Source organism: Planctobacterium sp. AWM4_229, assembly GCF_056160305.1.
Map to the genome: position 1 here is coordinate 428,512 of NZ_JBSWWX010000001.1, position 14,507 is coordinate 443,018.

Genomic DNA, 14,507 nt, shown 5'->3' on the forward strand with positions numbered 1-14,507 from the left:
ACATCAAAAATAAAAATTACAATTTCTGGCATAATAGCAGCTAAGTATTAACGGGCAATGAAGAATCTCAACAACGATGCAAGTGTATTTAGTAGGTGGTGCAGTACGTGATCAACTTTTGGGACGTGCGGTAAAAGACAAAGACTGGATGGTAACAGGCGCTACTCCGCAGGAGATGTTAGACGCCGGATACCAACAGGTTGGCAAGGACTTTCCGGTCTTTTTGCATCCACAATCTAAAGAAGAGTACGCACTGGCCCGAAAAGAGCGCAAATCCGGTAGTGGCTACACTGGATTTGAAACCGATACTTCCACCTCCGTTACTTTAGAAGAAGACTTAATCCGGCGCGACCTCACAGTGAATGCCATGGCGTTATCTGAAGATGGCCAGTTACAAGACCCTTACGGCGGCAAAGCGGACCTTGAGAACCGTATTTTGCGTCACGTTTCTGATGCCTTCATCGAAGATCCACTGCGGGTATTGCGAGTTGCCAGATTTGCCGCTCGTTATAAACAATATGGATTTAGTATTGCCCCGGAAACTCTGGCGCTCATGACTCAGATTGCCCAATCTGGTGAACTCAGCACGCTTTCTGCAGAGCGCGTATGGGTAGAAACCGCTAAAGCCTTGTCGGAAAAAAATCCCGAGGTGTATTTTGAAACCCTGAAAGCCTGTCATGCACTCGATGATTGGTTTCCAGAATTAGACGCGCTTTGGGGTGTGCCTAACCCGGCAAAGTGGCATCCTGAAATCGACACCGGCGTGCATGTCATGTTGGTTCTTCAGCAAGCGAGCCTGTTGAGCGACAAGATCACCGTGCGTTTTGCCGCTTTGCTCCACGATCTCGGTAAAGGTTTAACTGACCCGCAATACTGGCCTAGTCATCACGGCCATGAAAAAGCCGGCGTTCCTCTGGTTAAAACATTATGCAAACGCATCAAAGCCCCTAATGCTGAATCGGAGCTAGCACGACTCACCTGCGAACATCACGGTAATGTGCACAGAGCCTTTGAATTAAAGCCACAAACCGTCATCAAACTATTTGATACCCTGGATGCCTGGCGCAAACCAGAGCGCTTTGAAGATTTACTGCTGGCTTGCGAAGCCGATGCCAAAGGCCGCACACATTTTGAGCACAAGCCCTACCCCCAGCGAGATTATTTATTGCAATGCTACCAGGTTGCTAAAAACATCGATGTAAAAAATATCATTGCCGATGGATTTTCCGGAGCCCAGATTAAATCAGAACTGGCGTTAAGACGTTGCCAGGCTGTTACAGACGTTAAGTCTCAGCAAACAGCGAGTTAATTTTTAGTAAAAATCATTTCAACCTAATTTGATTCTATATTTTAGAACGTATTAATCTATTTTTAACGCTAATCTTTTGCATTTTATTTATATACCATTCGGTACAAATCAAATCTGAGTGGATATATTTATGTTTAAAGGTTTATTAGCGTCGCTGGTGCTGTTCGCCGCATCCGCTTTTTCAGCACAGGCCGACGAATGGCAACTACAAGAAACTTACGACCAGGCCGTATCGGTCGAATATTTACATGGCGAAGGTAATTTAAAAGGTGTGCGTCTGGGCTATCGTCCGGTGGTTACCCAAATTGACAGTTTTGAATGGTTGGGTGAACTGGATGTTTACTGGGAGTTTAGCCTGAACTTTTGGGAGTTTGGCGACCCGGTTCAACACGAAACCAATTTTGCCTTTGCTATCTCTCCGGTTTTCAGCAAAGAATTTGCGCGTATTTATGACAAGTACCCGATTAAATGGGAATTTGGCATCGGTATTTCTCTGGTGGAAGATACCCGCTTTGCTGGTAAAGATATCGGCAGTCATTATCAATTTGAAGACCGCCTTGGCTTAATTTTCGAGTTCGGTGAAAACCTTCGGGAGTCCATCGCCCTGCGCTATATGCACTACTCCAACGGCGGCCTGAACGATGACAATCCGGGCATGGATTTCGCTAACATTGCTTACATTTACCATTTTTAGACTTTCTTCATACCTAGGGGGTGCTCCCCAACTTAACAAGGACGTTTCTTTTTTCTCAACGCCAAAGTTTAAAACAGGTATAATCCCGCAAAAATTTGATGGGTTTACACATGTTTGAAGAATTACAGCTGGACGATGAACTGTGTCGTGCAGTGGCGGAAATGGGTTTTAAAAAGCCCACCAGTATCCAGATGGAAGCAATACCAGCGGCGCTGGATGGTAAAGACGTTTTAGCCAGTGCTCCCACTGGCACGGGAAAAACCGCCGCGTTTGTTTTACCTGCATGCCAGTACTTGCTGGACTTTCCGGCCAAAAAACCCCATGGCCCACGTATCCTGATCTTAACGCCAACCCGTGAACTGGCATTACAGGTACAAGAGCAAACCCAGAAAATTGCGGCTTATACTGATATCACCTCGGGTACCATCATTGGTGGCATCAATTATGGCTCAGACCTGGATCTGTTAGACAGCAATGTGGATATCGTCATTGCTACCCCTGGTCGACTATTCGAACATATCGAAAGAGAAGCCTTTGATTGCCGCGAGCTGGAATGGATCATTCTGGACGAGGCCGACCGCATGTTGGATATGGGTTTTGGCTCAGTAGTGGGCCAGATTTGTTCCGAGGCTCGCTGGCGTAAACAAACTCATCTGTTTTCCGCCACCCTGGACAGTAAAGACGTAGAACGATTTGCCCTGACTATCCTCAATGATCCGATTTCTGTAGAAGCCAGCCCGTCGCGCAAGGAGCGCCCTAAGATCCTGCAATGGATCCACTTTGCCGATACGCTGGAGCATAAACGCCAGCTGCTATTGCATTACCTTAACAGTGAAGAAGTGCAACGCAGTGTGGTGTTTATTAAAACCCGTGAACGCCTGGCGGAGCTGGCAGATTGGTTACAAACACAGAATATCCGCTATGTGTTTCTGCAAGGTGAAATGCCCCAAGACAGACGCAACAAGGCCATTGCCGCGTTTAAAAATGGCGAAAGCCCGGTTCTGCTGGCGACCGATGTGGCTGCCCGCGGTATTGATATTCCGGATGTCAGCCATGTAATTAATTACGATCTGCCTCGCTCTGCCGATGTTTACGTGCACCGTATTGGACGCACCGGCCGCTCCGGTAAAAAAGGCAACGCCATATCATTAGTGGAAGCCCACGACATGGAAATGATGGGCAAAATCAGCCGCTTTACTGGAGATACCATCAAACCACAAAAGGTGAAAGGCCTGGAGCCGAAACACAAAGTGGCAAAAACGCCGGCTAAAAAAGCCAAAAAGAAAAAGGCCGCCACCAAAAAGGCGGCTAAAAAGCCCAAAAAGTAAGGATATCCCGTGACTCAAGAATTCGTACTCGCCACAGGTAATCAGGGCAAAGTAAAAGAGCTGGCCAATGTGCTGGCTCCTTTTAATATAACGCTGCGTCCCCAGTCAGATTTTGCGGTGTCTTCCGTTGCAGAAACGGGCTCAACCTTTGTAGAAAATGCCATTATCAAAGCCCGTCATGCCGCCAAAGAAACCGGTTTAGCTGCTATAGCCGATGATTCAGGTTTAGCGGTAGATGCCTTGGGTGGTGCACCCGGTATTTATTCGGCGCGCTTTGCTGGAGAAGAAGCTAACGATCAGGACAACATCGCCAAATTATTAGATGTACTGCAAGACGCACCAAGAGAGCAGCGCGGTGCTCAGTTTCATTGTTGTCTGGTATTTATGCGCAGTGCAGATGACCCAACACCAGTGATTGCACAAGGTATCTGGCGCGGTGAAATCCTGAATCAAGCGACGGGAACAGAAGGATTTGGCTACGACCCGGTGTTCTGGTTGCCGGAATTACAACGCAGCGCGGCACAGCTTAGCAAAGCAGAAAAAAATCAAATCAGTCATCGCGGCAAAGCCATTGAATTATTACTGCCCCAGTTGATCACCGCAGGTGTCTTAGTTGAATCCTGAAATTCCCCTAAATAACCAACACATACCGCTGGCCTTGTATATCCACATTCCCTGGTGTGTACAGAAATGTCCCTATTGTGACTTTAACTCCCACGGTATCAAACAAGGTCAATCGCAACAGGATTTACCTGAACAAGAGTACGTAATGCACTTGTTGCAGGATCTGGAACAGGATATTGCACGTTATCTGGCAAACAACACAGAAACTCGCCCCTTAAGCAGCATTTTTATCGGCGGTGGAACCCCCAGTTTGTTCAGCGGTGAAGCCATGAAAACCCTGCTACAGGGCGTACAGCAGCGCATCGCATTTAGTGAGGATATTGAAATTACTCTTGAAGCCAATCCAGGTACGGTAGAAGCTGAGCGTTTCAAGGCCTATGTGGAGGCTGGTGTGAATCGCATCTCCATCGGTGTGCAGAGCTTTGACAACCAAAAACTGTCTCGCCTTGGACGCATTCACGATAGCGATGAGGCCTGCAATGCCGCGCAGATAGCTCACAGTGTTGGCTTGAACAGTTTCAATATTGACATCATGCATGGCCTGCCAGAGCAATCCGTTGAGGATGCGCTTAAAGATTTAAAACAAGCGATAGCCCTTAATCCCCCTCATCTTTCCTGGTATCAGTTAACCATTGAGCCCAATACCTTATTCCACTCCCGGCAGCCGACTCTGCCAGAAGATGAAATATTGTGGGACATTCAGGAACAAGGCGATGCTTTGCTACAAGAAGCGGGCTACGTTCAATATGAAATATCCGCCTACAGCCAACCGGGGCAACAGTGTCGCCATAACCTCAACTATTGGCGTTTTGGTGATTATCTCGGTATCGGTTGCGGTGCCCATGGCAAAGTCACACTTAATGATGGCCGCATCATCCGCAGTGCCAAAACCAAACACCCAAAAGGTTATATGGATTTGACCCGCAATAAACTGTTCCAGGAATCCGCTGTGGAACAGGAAGATTTGGGGTTTGAATATTTTATGAATCGCTTTCGCCTGCTTGAAGCGTGCCCAAAAGCTGAACTGTTACAGCGAACGGGTTTAAGCCCGGAGATGGAAGAGATCAAATCCCGCCTTAACAGCGCGTTGCAAAAAGGGCTTATTGTTGAAACCGAATCGCACTGGCAAGTTTCGGAATTAGGAAAGCGTTACTTGAATGAACTACTGACACTGTTTTTGGAATAATTGAACTGCAAGTAATTGTGCCGGGCAAGCGATACTACTGACAGAATTTGTCTCGATTATTGCTATTCTTAAGTAGATTGTTCGCAACAAAGACAGCCCCCAACAAAGACCACTAACATGCCAGAACCCGACAAAAAAAAGATCAAAGCCTTCGACTGCTCAGCGGCGCTGTACAATTGGTTGCAGGAGCACCATGCCTGCGAAACCGAACTGTGGGTGAAAATCTTTAAAAAAGCCACGGGGATCCCCAGCGTTACCTGGAACGATGTAGTTATTACGTCGCTTTGTTGGGGTTGGATAGACGGCATCAAAAAATCATTGGATAGCGAGGCTTATCTGCAGCGTATTACCCCGAGAAAACCCGGCAGCAACTGGTCCAAAATAAACACCGAACATGTAACAAGGCTGATAGCTGAAGGACGTATGCAAGCGCCAGGCATGGTGCATGTGGAAACGGCCAAAGCCGACGGGCGGTGGGAGAATGCCTACGCCCCCGCCAGCCAAATGCAGGTGCCAGAAGATTTTATCATTGCGGTTAAAGCTCAGCCTTTGGTAGAGGCATTTTATAACACCCTGCCCAAATCCAGCCGCTATGCCATTGCCTATGGCCTGTGCAATGCCAAGCGCAGTGAAACCCGACAACGGCGCTTTGATAAATTCATGACGATGTTGCTCAATCAGGAAAAGCCCGGCTTTGGTTTTAAAAGCTAGAAAAAATGCTCAACGTCCTAAAAGCTATTAGTTCAATTTAACAAACCCGCTTTTTTAAGCTCAGCATTGGCAATGGCGATACGGGTCTTTTGCACTTCAGAAAAGCTTTTGCCATCCACATTGACAGCGAAATACCAGGATTTTCCGTTCTTTTCCACCATGCCAACGTACCAGCCTATGGCTTTGCCCTTAGCGATGCCGCCACCACCGGTTTTTGCATACAAGGTATATTCCTCTGTTTGCTCTTTCAGCATTACCTTTTTGAAGGTCTGCAAGGTTGCATCAGATATAGGTAATTCACCATCAAACAGACGCTTTAAAAACTGCACCTGCTGCAATGCAGAAATTTGAACACTGCCATTTAGCCAAAAAGTATCTAAGCCGGAAGAGATATCGCGGTTACCATAGTCAAACCCGTTTAGGTATTCCTGCATTTTGGCCTTACCTATTTTATTGGCAATCTCTTGATAAATGGGTACGGCTGAGTTCTGGAACGCTGGACGAATGCTGAGTGGCGCTTTGTACCAGATTTCCGGCCACCAGGACTGCACCGGATATTGCTCTTTGTCGTAGCTGAGTTCGTGCTCCATGTCGTGCACTACACCGACATCAAGGGCAATCAGGGTGTTGGGGATCTTAAAAGTAGAATACGGTGTAAATGGCTGCCTGGCTCTTTTAACGTTTAGAATGGTTTTGATGTCACCTGAGTCTTCCATCAATACAAAAGTACAATCATCATCACAAGAAGGTGTACTGGCTGCAAAAACAGGAAAGGTTAGTAAAAGAAGTGAAAAGGCAAAAGCTTTCATGAAAGTCCTTTTTTGAATGTTAATACGCAAGAAAAAGTGGGCGTATTTAACCATGAAAGCATTCTTGAAAAAGAAATGATTAGTAAAAAACTATGTCCGATGATGTCCGACGTAAACGCTTAATCAGACCAGCCCTTGCCTACTACGATAACATCAATGTCCTTAAGCTGTTTAATCTCTGTGCGCAGCTCATTTTCGACGCGATCCAGATAACCCATTTTGTTGCAAAACCATTGGGCTTTTTTGCGCAAGCTGTCGGCTTTGGGCCCCACTGTACGTTCAATCTCATTGCCCATGATCTCCAGGCGCTGAGATAATTCTTCCATGCGCAATTCCATACTTTCGTCATTGCCCGCATTTAAGCCACCAATTGCAGACAACACACCGCCGAGAGAAGTATTGATGGCCTCTTCTATTTGCGCTTCAAGCTCTTGGTCCACCAGGTCATCCACATTTTCAAGACTACCGGGGCCAATATAATAATTGCCATGGGCGTGAATAAACTTCTTTTTGACCTTTTCTTTCACTCTGTCCAAAGCAGAGGTTAATTTGTCGAAGCTCTTGTGATCTGTGCCTACTAGTCCCACATAAACGTGCTCTACGGTTTCTATGGCAAGGTCAACACCTTCTGTCGCGAGAATAATCATCTTGGGTACGGAATAATGAATGCCATCGGATAATTCCTTGAGCTTCTCAGCCTGGCTTTCGTTTAACGTTATCCAGTTACCGCCCACAATCAATTGATCATCGGAATTTATCTGGTAGAGGGTGCGCGATTCATCAATGATGCGAATGCTTTTGTCTGTTACCACCATGCCATAATTCAAATCTACCTCACACTTGAGGTCGGCATGGGCAGACAAGCTAACAACGCTAAAAAATAAAAATAGTAATCTAATCATCCGTAGGTAATCGATATTAAGACAGTTTCATTGTCACAGATACGCAAGGTTTTTGCATTCAGATTCCGACAAGCGTATCAAAATTCGAGGTAAATTGCTGAGAAGCCAAGTTAGTTGGTTATTTTCGACCGTGACCGGTCTTTTCCTTCAGCTCGTTGAGGGTTACCTCTACCGCCTCAGCGCGCTTTTTGTTGGCGGCAACATCGGTAACATCGTAAATCATCATACACATGTGATCCACGTTACCCGTTGCGCCGGTAAGCGGTGACAGCGTGACATTTTGGAACATGAAGTCCTCAGTACCGGTGATGGGCCGGTAGTTTGGAAATTTATAAATATAAGGACGCTGCTCCCAGGTAATAAATGCCCGGTTCTTTAATTCAAACACCGGGCGACATTTGTTACGCAACCACTTTTCATCTATTTCGGGAAACAACTGAAATAAATTACGGTCTCTCACCTGGCTAGGTAGCAAGCCACTGTGGCTCTCCATAAAGGCATTCCAGACTCGAATCTGGAAATCTGTGTTCACCACAACGATACCGACATCGACCGTTTGCAGCATGTCCATCATCCAATGGAATTCGGCTAAATCATCTTCTAAATCGTCCATCGTGATATCAGTCTTCCAACAAGTGAGAAAGCTTGTAGTTCATGGCTTTCATGGATTCTTCGGTTAACAGCAACACCAGGTCGCAGTGCACATTGTACCCTTCCAACCCATAGCTTAATTCAATCGCCAAAGTGCGCTTCCAGCGCAGTCGGTTGCTGGAGATCAATTCGGAGATACTGCGATGTTGTCCCAGTACCACAGGGTGCCCCTGACTGAAATACAAATCCAGTTGTGACGCCAGACCATTGAGACAGGTTCCAATCAAAATATTGGCAGCATCCATGAGCAATTCTAATTGCACCTGATCATCCACCTGACCATTAATCCCCATGATGCGGGCAACATCGTCAAAGCTGGAATCACTTAAAATGAATAAGGCCTCACCACTGATCCCGGGGCCGACAAACCCCTGACAAATACCGGACACAGAGTCTTTTAGCTCAATGTCCTGCAACATCATGTGCAATTCTGAGACTTCGATTAAGTTCACATTAGGAATGGGCAATCTAACAAAGACGTTGAGTATACGCGCCAGGTGATCACCCGCCTGCCCCATAGCAATATTGGTGATTTCCTGATAACAATCGCGGATATCTGGATCCAGCGCATCCACTGCAGGTTCGCTTTTGACTTCTTCTTTAACATCTTCCAGGACACCGTTTGCCAACAAGATCTTTTTCAATGCCGGCTTACTAACTGGTTTTTCGATAAAATCCAAGGCACCCAAGGCTTTTACACGCTCGTGAGCTTCGGGTTGAATATCTCCAGATACCACCACCACCTTGGTATCCAGATCTTCTTTGATGATGGCTTCGAGAGTCTCGTAGCCATCCATGATTGGCATATTGAGGTCCAGCAACAGCAGCTGTCCTTTGCCTTCTTTCATGGCTTCAATGGCTTCGCCGCCATGTTTAGCAAAGTGGATTTGCACTTCCCAGTCATCAGGCAGGCATTTTGCAGCCTGCTTCCTGGCAACCATTGAATCATCGCAAATCAAAACTGAAAACATACTGATAATTTTTCTCTTCTATCCTTTAAGGCCAATGAGGATTTAATCGCGCACCATTATATACAATAGATAGCAGTTAATTACAGAATACCCAAAGACTTATATGGACTTATCGCGCAGAGTACCATCCAACTTTAGTCGAATTTATGACATTTAACCTGCATATTGTTCAGTATTTGTGCGACAGCAGTGCGTTTGCTTAATATTGCACCAAGTTCAAGCGCAACTAATGCACTGCGCTTTTCTTATTGCGTATTTCTTCCAGTTTGTATTTGTATTTGCGGGTTACTTTAACCACTTTGCCACAGGTTAGGTGGGCGTGATATTCACCGTTCGAATTGGGTGTGAGTTTATGGATTTTGGTCACATTGACAATCGCCGAGCGACTTACGCGCGGGAAATGCTGATGATCCAGTTCGGCCTCCAGTTGTTTCATGGTTTTGCGAATAATTTGCTGCCGCTCACCCAAATGCAAGCACATGTAATCACCTACTGCCTCAATCCAGTCGATTTCGCTTACCGCCACTTTGATCCACTCGGTGCCGCATTTAAAAGACAGGTAATTTTGTAAGTCGTTGGCCTGACATTGCTGAGAGGTTTCCAGGTTTTCTATAAACCCATTCAGGGTTTTACCGGTTTTACGGGTTAGCAGATGTTGCAGCTTATCCTGCATTGCCAACGCTTTTTGTTGCTCCATGGACTTTTCGATACGCTGCAGGCAGATTTCTAACCGGTCGCAATCCACCGGTTTTAACAGGTAATCACAGAGTTCGTAGTTGAAGGCTTCCAGCGCAAAGTCTTGATAGGCTGTGGTAAACACAATGTAAGGTAGTCGGTGTCGCTCTTCCACCAACTTATTGAGGAGCTCTATCCCTGATAATCCTGGCATTTCAATATCCAGAAACACCGCATCCGGTTGCAAACTTTTGATCCCATCCAGAGCTTCAGTGCCATTCTCACACATGGGTAATATATCCAAATGTGAAAACTTGTTTAGCCTGCTATATAACCCCTGTCTGGCCAGTGGTTCATCATCTGCAATTAACACCTTAACAGATTCTTTAAACATCAGTGTGCGCCTCAATAAATAATCGCTATAAAAAAGAGAGTGACTCCAAACATTATTTCCCCAAACACAGCATAGACCAGCGCCGTTGTGACTCAAACTGCGGATGTAACAAGCTGTTATAAATGGCGGTTCTGTTTATTTGTGGTTACAACTGGAAAAAAAGACACCGCGGGGCCATAGGGTCTGGCTTAGGGAGATGAGTACGCTGACAGGTAGCAGATAAAAAAATAGGGGGCTGAGCCCCCTATTTTGTCCAGGATAAATACATGTATAGCGCCTGAAAGGCTGAATACTGTATGTCGGGTTCACTACGCCCAACAGGTGTCATACTACTTTAGAAATGTGACAAAACTACAAATCTGAGACGAAACAACAAAAATACCTGACAAAATGTAATTAAATTACAAGTTTTGCTGTTCTGTTAGTTTTTCGCCAGGTCTTCAATAACAACAATTTTGCCGGAATTACCTGAACGCTTTAGCAGCAAATCTGCGGTGTTATTAGCGCCGTTAAGCTTTGCGAAAGTAATCACGTCTTCGCCGTTACACATTAAGCCTTCCACCACTGAATCGGCTCTCAAGCGCGTTTCTTTTAGTGTCGTGTGTAAATTAAGGTTGCTGTCTGATTTAACGGCTTTACAAACGGCTACCAGTTTTTTCTCAAGGTCGCTATCCATGGCAAAAGCGCCTGAAGATAAAACCAATGTGCTTACTGCTACTGCGGTTAAGATTAACTTTTTCATAATGATGCCCTCATCTGTGCTGTACTGAATTAAGTAAAACGTTGTGTTTAACTCTGAGTACAGGTTAAGCCTGCGAGCGGCGGTCAGCATCGATTCTTCGTTTTGTCGCGGCAATGTGCGACAGATAGATTAAGTGCAGGAAATACACGATAATTCACCGTTAAAACCAGGTTGTTTATCGCAGCGGTAAAATTACCAACCAACATAAGAAGTCAGTGAACAGTTAGATTTGGATTGTTTTTTTAGCCTAAAGATTAAAAATCAGCACGGGTTATTGCTATGGCGACGATTTTCAGACAATAAAAAGCCCCTCGATTGGAGGAGCTTTATGCAAAACTTAAATAACAGCGTTTATTTAGATAACACTGTCCTGGTGGATTTTAACAAATAACGGAGTATCGGATTTGCTGTAGTCCACTTTGTATTCTTTGCCGTTGATGGTTTGCACGAACAACAAGGTTTTCTCATCGCCAAACAGTTCGCCCAAGGTTAGATCAACTAACTCGGCATCCATCATTTTCGCTTCGCGCTTATTTTCTGGAACACGCCCGGTGTACTTTTTAACACCCTTGTGGGTTACGATAATGGGCGGCTGCTCTTCACCATTGGTGATAATCAAGTCCAATTTGCGGACTTTGTGAATTATGGTGTTTCTACCACTTACAAGGTAAGGCCTTTCGGTCATTGTCTACTCCAATTCTAAGGCTCTGTCGTTTATATCGATCTGTATTTAACAAAAATAACTTTAAAAAAGATAACAGATAAATGAACTTTTCACACTTAATATTTAGCTGCAACTGCTACAAAACGCAACTTATTTAAGGGCTTAACAGCAATATTGCAGATTTTTTAAACGTTTTTATTTATCGCTTTTATGTGAACCAGTCATCATTGCCGGGTTATTCTCTTGGCAAGGTTGTTGACTAAGGCTAAAGTGAAACCCTAAGCAATGGATTATTACAGCGGATTATGCACACAACCCTTCCCATAAAGTTTGCCGTCGCGCTCCCCCTTATCCTGTTGCTGTTTTTGCAGAGCTGCTGCCCTGCCCCCGGCGACAAATTAATGGTTAAGCGAGTGGTAGATGGTGACTCACTAATCATTACAGAAAATGGCAGAGAAAAAACCTTAGATCTCAATTTTGTCGATGCCCCAGAGCGAGAACAACCCTTTGGTCGGGAAGCAAAAGCGTTTCTGGAATCAATTGTACTAAACAAAGCGATTCACCTTTCGCAATCTGGTGAAGTGTTGGTGGGCGAGCAAAACGTAAATAAAGCACTATTACAAGCGGGAATGGCCTGGCTCTCACCTCAAACGCAACATTACCAGCAACAATTTGACTATAGCGAAGCTCAAAACGCAGCCATGAATAATGGTGCAGGCTTGTGGTCCTTGGACCATGAGCTGCGCATTCCGCCTTGGGTATGGCGCGAGCAAAGCAAACATCAGTCTCGTCCCAAACAACGACCTATAATTAATCGAAGCAATGACAATGAACACGACACAGGAAATGGCAATGATAGCTAACAAAACCACCACAGTTTTGCCCCTGAAGTTTTATTTCCCGAAAAATAATTCAAGCTCTTTTACCCGTTTATTTTTAAGTGTGATGCTTTTTTGTGCGCTGTACTTTGGCCTCAACACGTCCGCCTCTGCGAATACGCCGCTGCCAGATATTAAGTTAAGGGATTTCCACAGCGGTGAAGTTCTCAGCAATGCCGATTTACAGGGCAAGGTGGTGTATCTGGATTTTTGGGCTTCCTGGTGCAAACCCTGTAAAAAATCATTTCCCTTTATGAATGAATTAAACGCTAAGTATTCAGACGATGAATTTAAAATTGTCGCCGTTAATCTGGATGAGTTTGCCCAAGATGCACAACAGTTTTTAAACCAAATCCCGGCGGAATTTAAAATATACGCCGACCCGGACAAAAAATTAGCAGAAGCGCTGCAATTGCCCGGCCTTCCTGTCGCTTTTGTCATTGATAAACAGGGTAATATCAGAGGCCGTCACATCGGTTTTAATGAACGCAAAAAAAATAAAAAAATACAACAAATTGAACACTTGATAGGTCTGCAATGAAAAAAATTATCATTATTCTACTGGGGCTGTTGAGCAGCGCCTGTGTCAGTACGGTACAGCCTTGGGAAAAAGGCCGTTTTGCAAAAACCGAGATGGCCTTCGAACCGGATGCCATGCAATCGGCATTTCATCGCCACGTTTATTTCAGCAAAGAGGCGGCATCCGGTGGAGCGTCCAATAATGGTGGAGGCTGTGGCTGTAATTAAGCCCGGTAACAAGTATTCATGAAAAATAACAATGCCCTGCTGGCACTCTCTGCTGCTGCCGCTTGTTTACCTGCCTTGCAAGCCAAAGCACAACAAATTGCACAAGATTTCGAGATCGGTATACGCCATTACAACTACGAGGAAGCAGCACTGGATGAAGATAAAGTGCTTAACCAACAGCTTAATCGTTATGATATCGAAGTGAATCAATTCCGTCTGGTGGCGCCCTTATCAGACACCATGCAACTGAACGTTGATTATCAACACGAAAAAATGTCTGGTGCGTCGCCTTGGTACACTTTTCAGTTGCCGGGTGAAGAGCCTAAACAAGTGATGAGTGGTGCCTCCATTGAAGACACCCGCAAAGATTATGCGGCGACACTCAAAGTAGCACTAGATCGCGATGTGCTTAGCCTCGGTGCCGCCCGCTCCACCGAAGATGATTACGATAGCACCAGTTTTTCTGTCGGTTACGCCAAAGAATCCGAAGACAGGTTAACCACCTGGTCGTTTTCGGCAGATGTCAGTAATGACGATATCTATCCTGTGGATACCGAAACCTTCGGCACGCGTCCTGATACAGAGCAAAGTAAACACAGTAACTCTTACCTGGTGAGCTACGCCAGAATCATGAACAAACAGTGGTTAATGAAATTAGCCGCTGGTTACTCCCGTAAAAGTGGCTATTTGTCGGATCCATATAAACAAGTTTTCGTCACTGGCTCGCTCTTTGGTGACAGTCGTCCAGAAAAACGCATATCCAGAACACTGGCGATGCAAAATCGCCTGTTTTTCGACGAATTTGACGCCGCTTTGCATCTGGATTACCGATTTTATGATGACGATTGGGGCATTCAGTCCAATACAATCGACCTCGCCTGGTATCAAAATCTGCAGGCTGGATTTCAAATTGTGCCTTCAATTCGACTTTATGAACAATCTGAGGCCTTTTTTTACGAAAGCTTTCACACAGAGCAAAGGGCCGATGGAAATTACAGTAACGACTATAGACTGTCGGAATACGGTGCAGTAACCTATGGCTTAAAAATAACAAAGGCCTTTGAAAATTGGGCTTTGATGCTTAGTGGCGAGAAGTATTACAGTGGTGGCAGTACCTTTTTGGCAGATGCTGAAAGTGAAAACCCGGCTCTGTTGGACTTTACGTTGATCAGTGTTGGGGTCGATTTTACTTTCTAATTATATGGAATTATTTGACTTTCAG

General features: G+C 45.3%; 17 protein-coding genes. 10 read left to right on the plus strand and 7 right to left on the minus strand.

Annotation, left to right across the window (positions count from 1 at the left end):
* Positions 1-76 precede the first annotated feature (76 nt).
* The 6 genes from ACXAGP_RS01880 (at position 77) to ACXAGP_RS01905 (ending at position 5,852) form a co-directional block, all read left to right on the plus strand.
* Positions 77-1,309, plus strand: a complete 1,233-nt coding sequence (locus tag ACXAGP_RS01880; RefSeq protein WP_475259169.1) for a multifunctional CCA addition/repair protein — start codon at positions 77-79, stop codon at positions 1,307-1,309.
* Between the two features lie 130 nt (positions 1,310-1,439).
* Positions 1,440-2,003 (plus strand): acyloxyacyl hydrolase, encoded by a 564-nt coding sequence (locus tag ACXAGP_RS01885; RefSeq protein ID WP_475259170.1) that lies wholly within the window; start codon positions 1,440-1,442, stop codon positions 2,001-2,003.
* A 110-nt stretch (positions 2,004-2,113) separates the two neighbouring features.
* Positions 2,114-3,331: an ATP-dependent RNA helicase SrmB gene (srmB, locus tag ACXAGP_RS01890; RefSeq protein WP_475259171.1), complete on the plus strand. Its 1,218-nt coding sequence runs from the start codon at positions 2,114-2,116 to the stop codon at positions 3,329-3,331.
* Between the two features lie 9 nt (positions 3,332-3,340).
* On the plus strand, positions 3,341-3,955 hold the full coding sequence (locus ACXAGP_RS01895; protein ID WP_475259172.1) for an XTP/dITP diphosphatase: 615 nt from the start codon (positions 3,341-3,343) through the stop codon (positions 3,953-3,955).
* Positions 3,945-5,141 (plus strand): radical SAM family heme chaperone HemW, encoded by a 1,197-nt coding sequence (gene hemW / locus ACXAGP_RS01900; RefSeq protein WP_475259173.1) that lies wholly within the window; start codon positions 3,945-3,947, stop codon positions 5,139-5,141. The genes ACXAGP_RS01895 and hemW overlap by 11 nt, the downstream gene beginning before the upstream one ends.
* A gap of 117 nt (positions 5,142-5,258) precedes the next feature.
* A complete protein-coding gene (locus tag ACXAGP_RS01905) occupies positions 5,259-5,852 on the plus strand; it encodes a YdeI/OmpD-associated family protein (RefSeq protein WP_475259175.1) in 594 nt (197 codons plus the stop codon).
* Between the two features lie 32 nt (positions 5,853-5,884).
* Here the strand turns inward: ACXAGP_RS01905 and ACXAGP_RS01910 are convergent, their stop codons facing one another.
* The 7 genes from ACXAGP_RS01910 to ACXAGP_RS01940 all read right to left on the minus strand — a co-directional run bounded on the left by ACXAGP_RS01910 (position 5,885) and on the right by ACXAGP_RS01940 (position 11,681).
* A complete protein-coding gene (locus ACXAGP_RS01910) occupies positions 5,885-6,661 on the minus strand; it encodes a penicillin-binding transpeptidase domain-containing protein (RefSeq protein ID WP_475259177.1) in 777 nt (258 codons plus the stop codon).
* A gap of 119 nt (positions 6,662-6,780) precedes the next feature.
* Entirely contained in the window at positions 6,781-7,563 is a 783-nt protein-coding gene (locus tag ACXAGP_RS01915; RefSeq protein ID WP_475259178.1) for a YggN family protein, read from the minus strand.
* Between the two features lie 118 nt (positions 7,564-7,681).
* Positions 7,682-8,176 (minus strand): PAS domain-containing protein, encoded by a 495-nt coding sequence (locus ACXAGP_RS01920; RefSeq protein ID WP_475259180.1) that lies wholly within the window; start codon positions 8,174-8,176, stop codon positions 7,682-7,684.
* Positions 8,177-8,183: 7 nt separating this feature from the next.
* Positions 8,184-9,185 carry a response regulator gene (locus tag ACXAGP_RS01925; RefSeq protein WP_475259182.1) on the minus strand — a complete coding sequence of 334 codons (1,002 nt, stop codon included), beginning with the start codon at positions 9,183-9,185 and terminating at the stop codon, positions 8,184-8,186.
* A gap of 226 nt (positions 9,186-9,411) precedes the next feature.
* Positions 9,412-10,254, minus strand: coding sequence for a LytR/AlgR family response regulator transcription factor (locus tag ACXAGP_RS01930; RefSeq protein ID WP_475259183.1), 843 nt, complete (start codon positions 10,252-10,254; stop codon positions 9,412-9,414).
* 421 nt (positions 10,255-10,675) lie between these two features.
* Positions 10,676-10,996 carry a DUF3718 domain-containing protein gene (locus ACXAGP_RS01935; protein WP_475259184.1) on the minus strand — a complete coding sequence of 107 codons (321 nt, stop codon included), beginning with the start codon at positions 10,994-10,996 and terminating at the stop codon, positions 10,676-10,678.
* Between the two features lie 355 nt (positions 10,997-11,351).
* Entirely contained in the window at positions 11,352-11,681 is a 330-nt protein-coding gene (locus tag ACXAGP_RS01940; RefSeq protein WP_338292961.1) for a hypothetical protein, read from the minus strand.
* Between the two features lie 284 nt (positions 11,682-11,965).
* Here ACXAGP_RS01940 and ACXAGP_RS01945 point away from each other — a divergent pair, with 284 nt between their 5' ends.
* From ACXAGP_RS01945 to ACXAGP_RS01960, 4 genes are read left to right on the plus strand one after another with little or no spacing between them, the layout of a single operon-like run.
* A complete protein-coding gene (locus ACXAGP_RS01945; protein WP_475259186.1) occupies positions 11,966-12,523 on the plus strand; it encodes a thermonuclease family protein in 558 nt (185 codons plus the stop codon).
* The gene (locus ACXAGP_RS01950) at positions 12,513-13,079 is read left to right on the plus strand and encodes a TlpA family protein disulfide reductase (RefSeq protein WP_475259188.1); all 567 of its coding nucleotides are present in this window, start codon (positions 12,513-12,515) and stop codon (positions 13,077-13,079) included. Before ACXAGP_RS01945 ends, ACXAGP_RS01950 begins: the two co-directional genes overlap by 11 nt.
* The gene (locus tag ACXAGP_RS01955) at positions 13,076-13,285 is read left to right on the plus strand and encodes a DUF4266 domain-containing protein (RefSeq protein ID WP_475259189.1); all 210 of its coding nucleotides are present in this window, start codon (positions 13,076-13,078) and stop codon (positions 13,283-13,285) included. The genes ACXAGP_RS01950 and ACXAGP_RS01955 overlap by 4 nt, the downstream gene beginning before the upstream one ends.
* 18 nt (positions 13,286-13,303) lie before the next feature.
* Positions 13,304-14,482, plus strand: a complete 1,179-nt coding sequence (locus tag ACXAGP_RS01960; RefSeq protein WP_475259190.1) for a DUF3570 domain-containing protein — start codon at positions 13,304-13,306, stop codon at positions 14,480-14,482.
* Positions 14,483-14,507 lie beyond the last annotated feature (25 nt).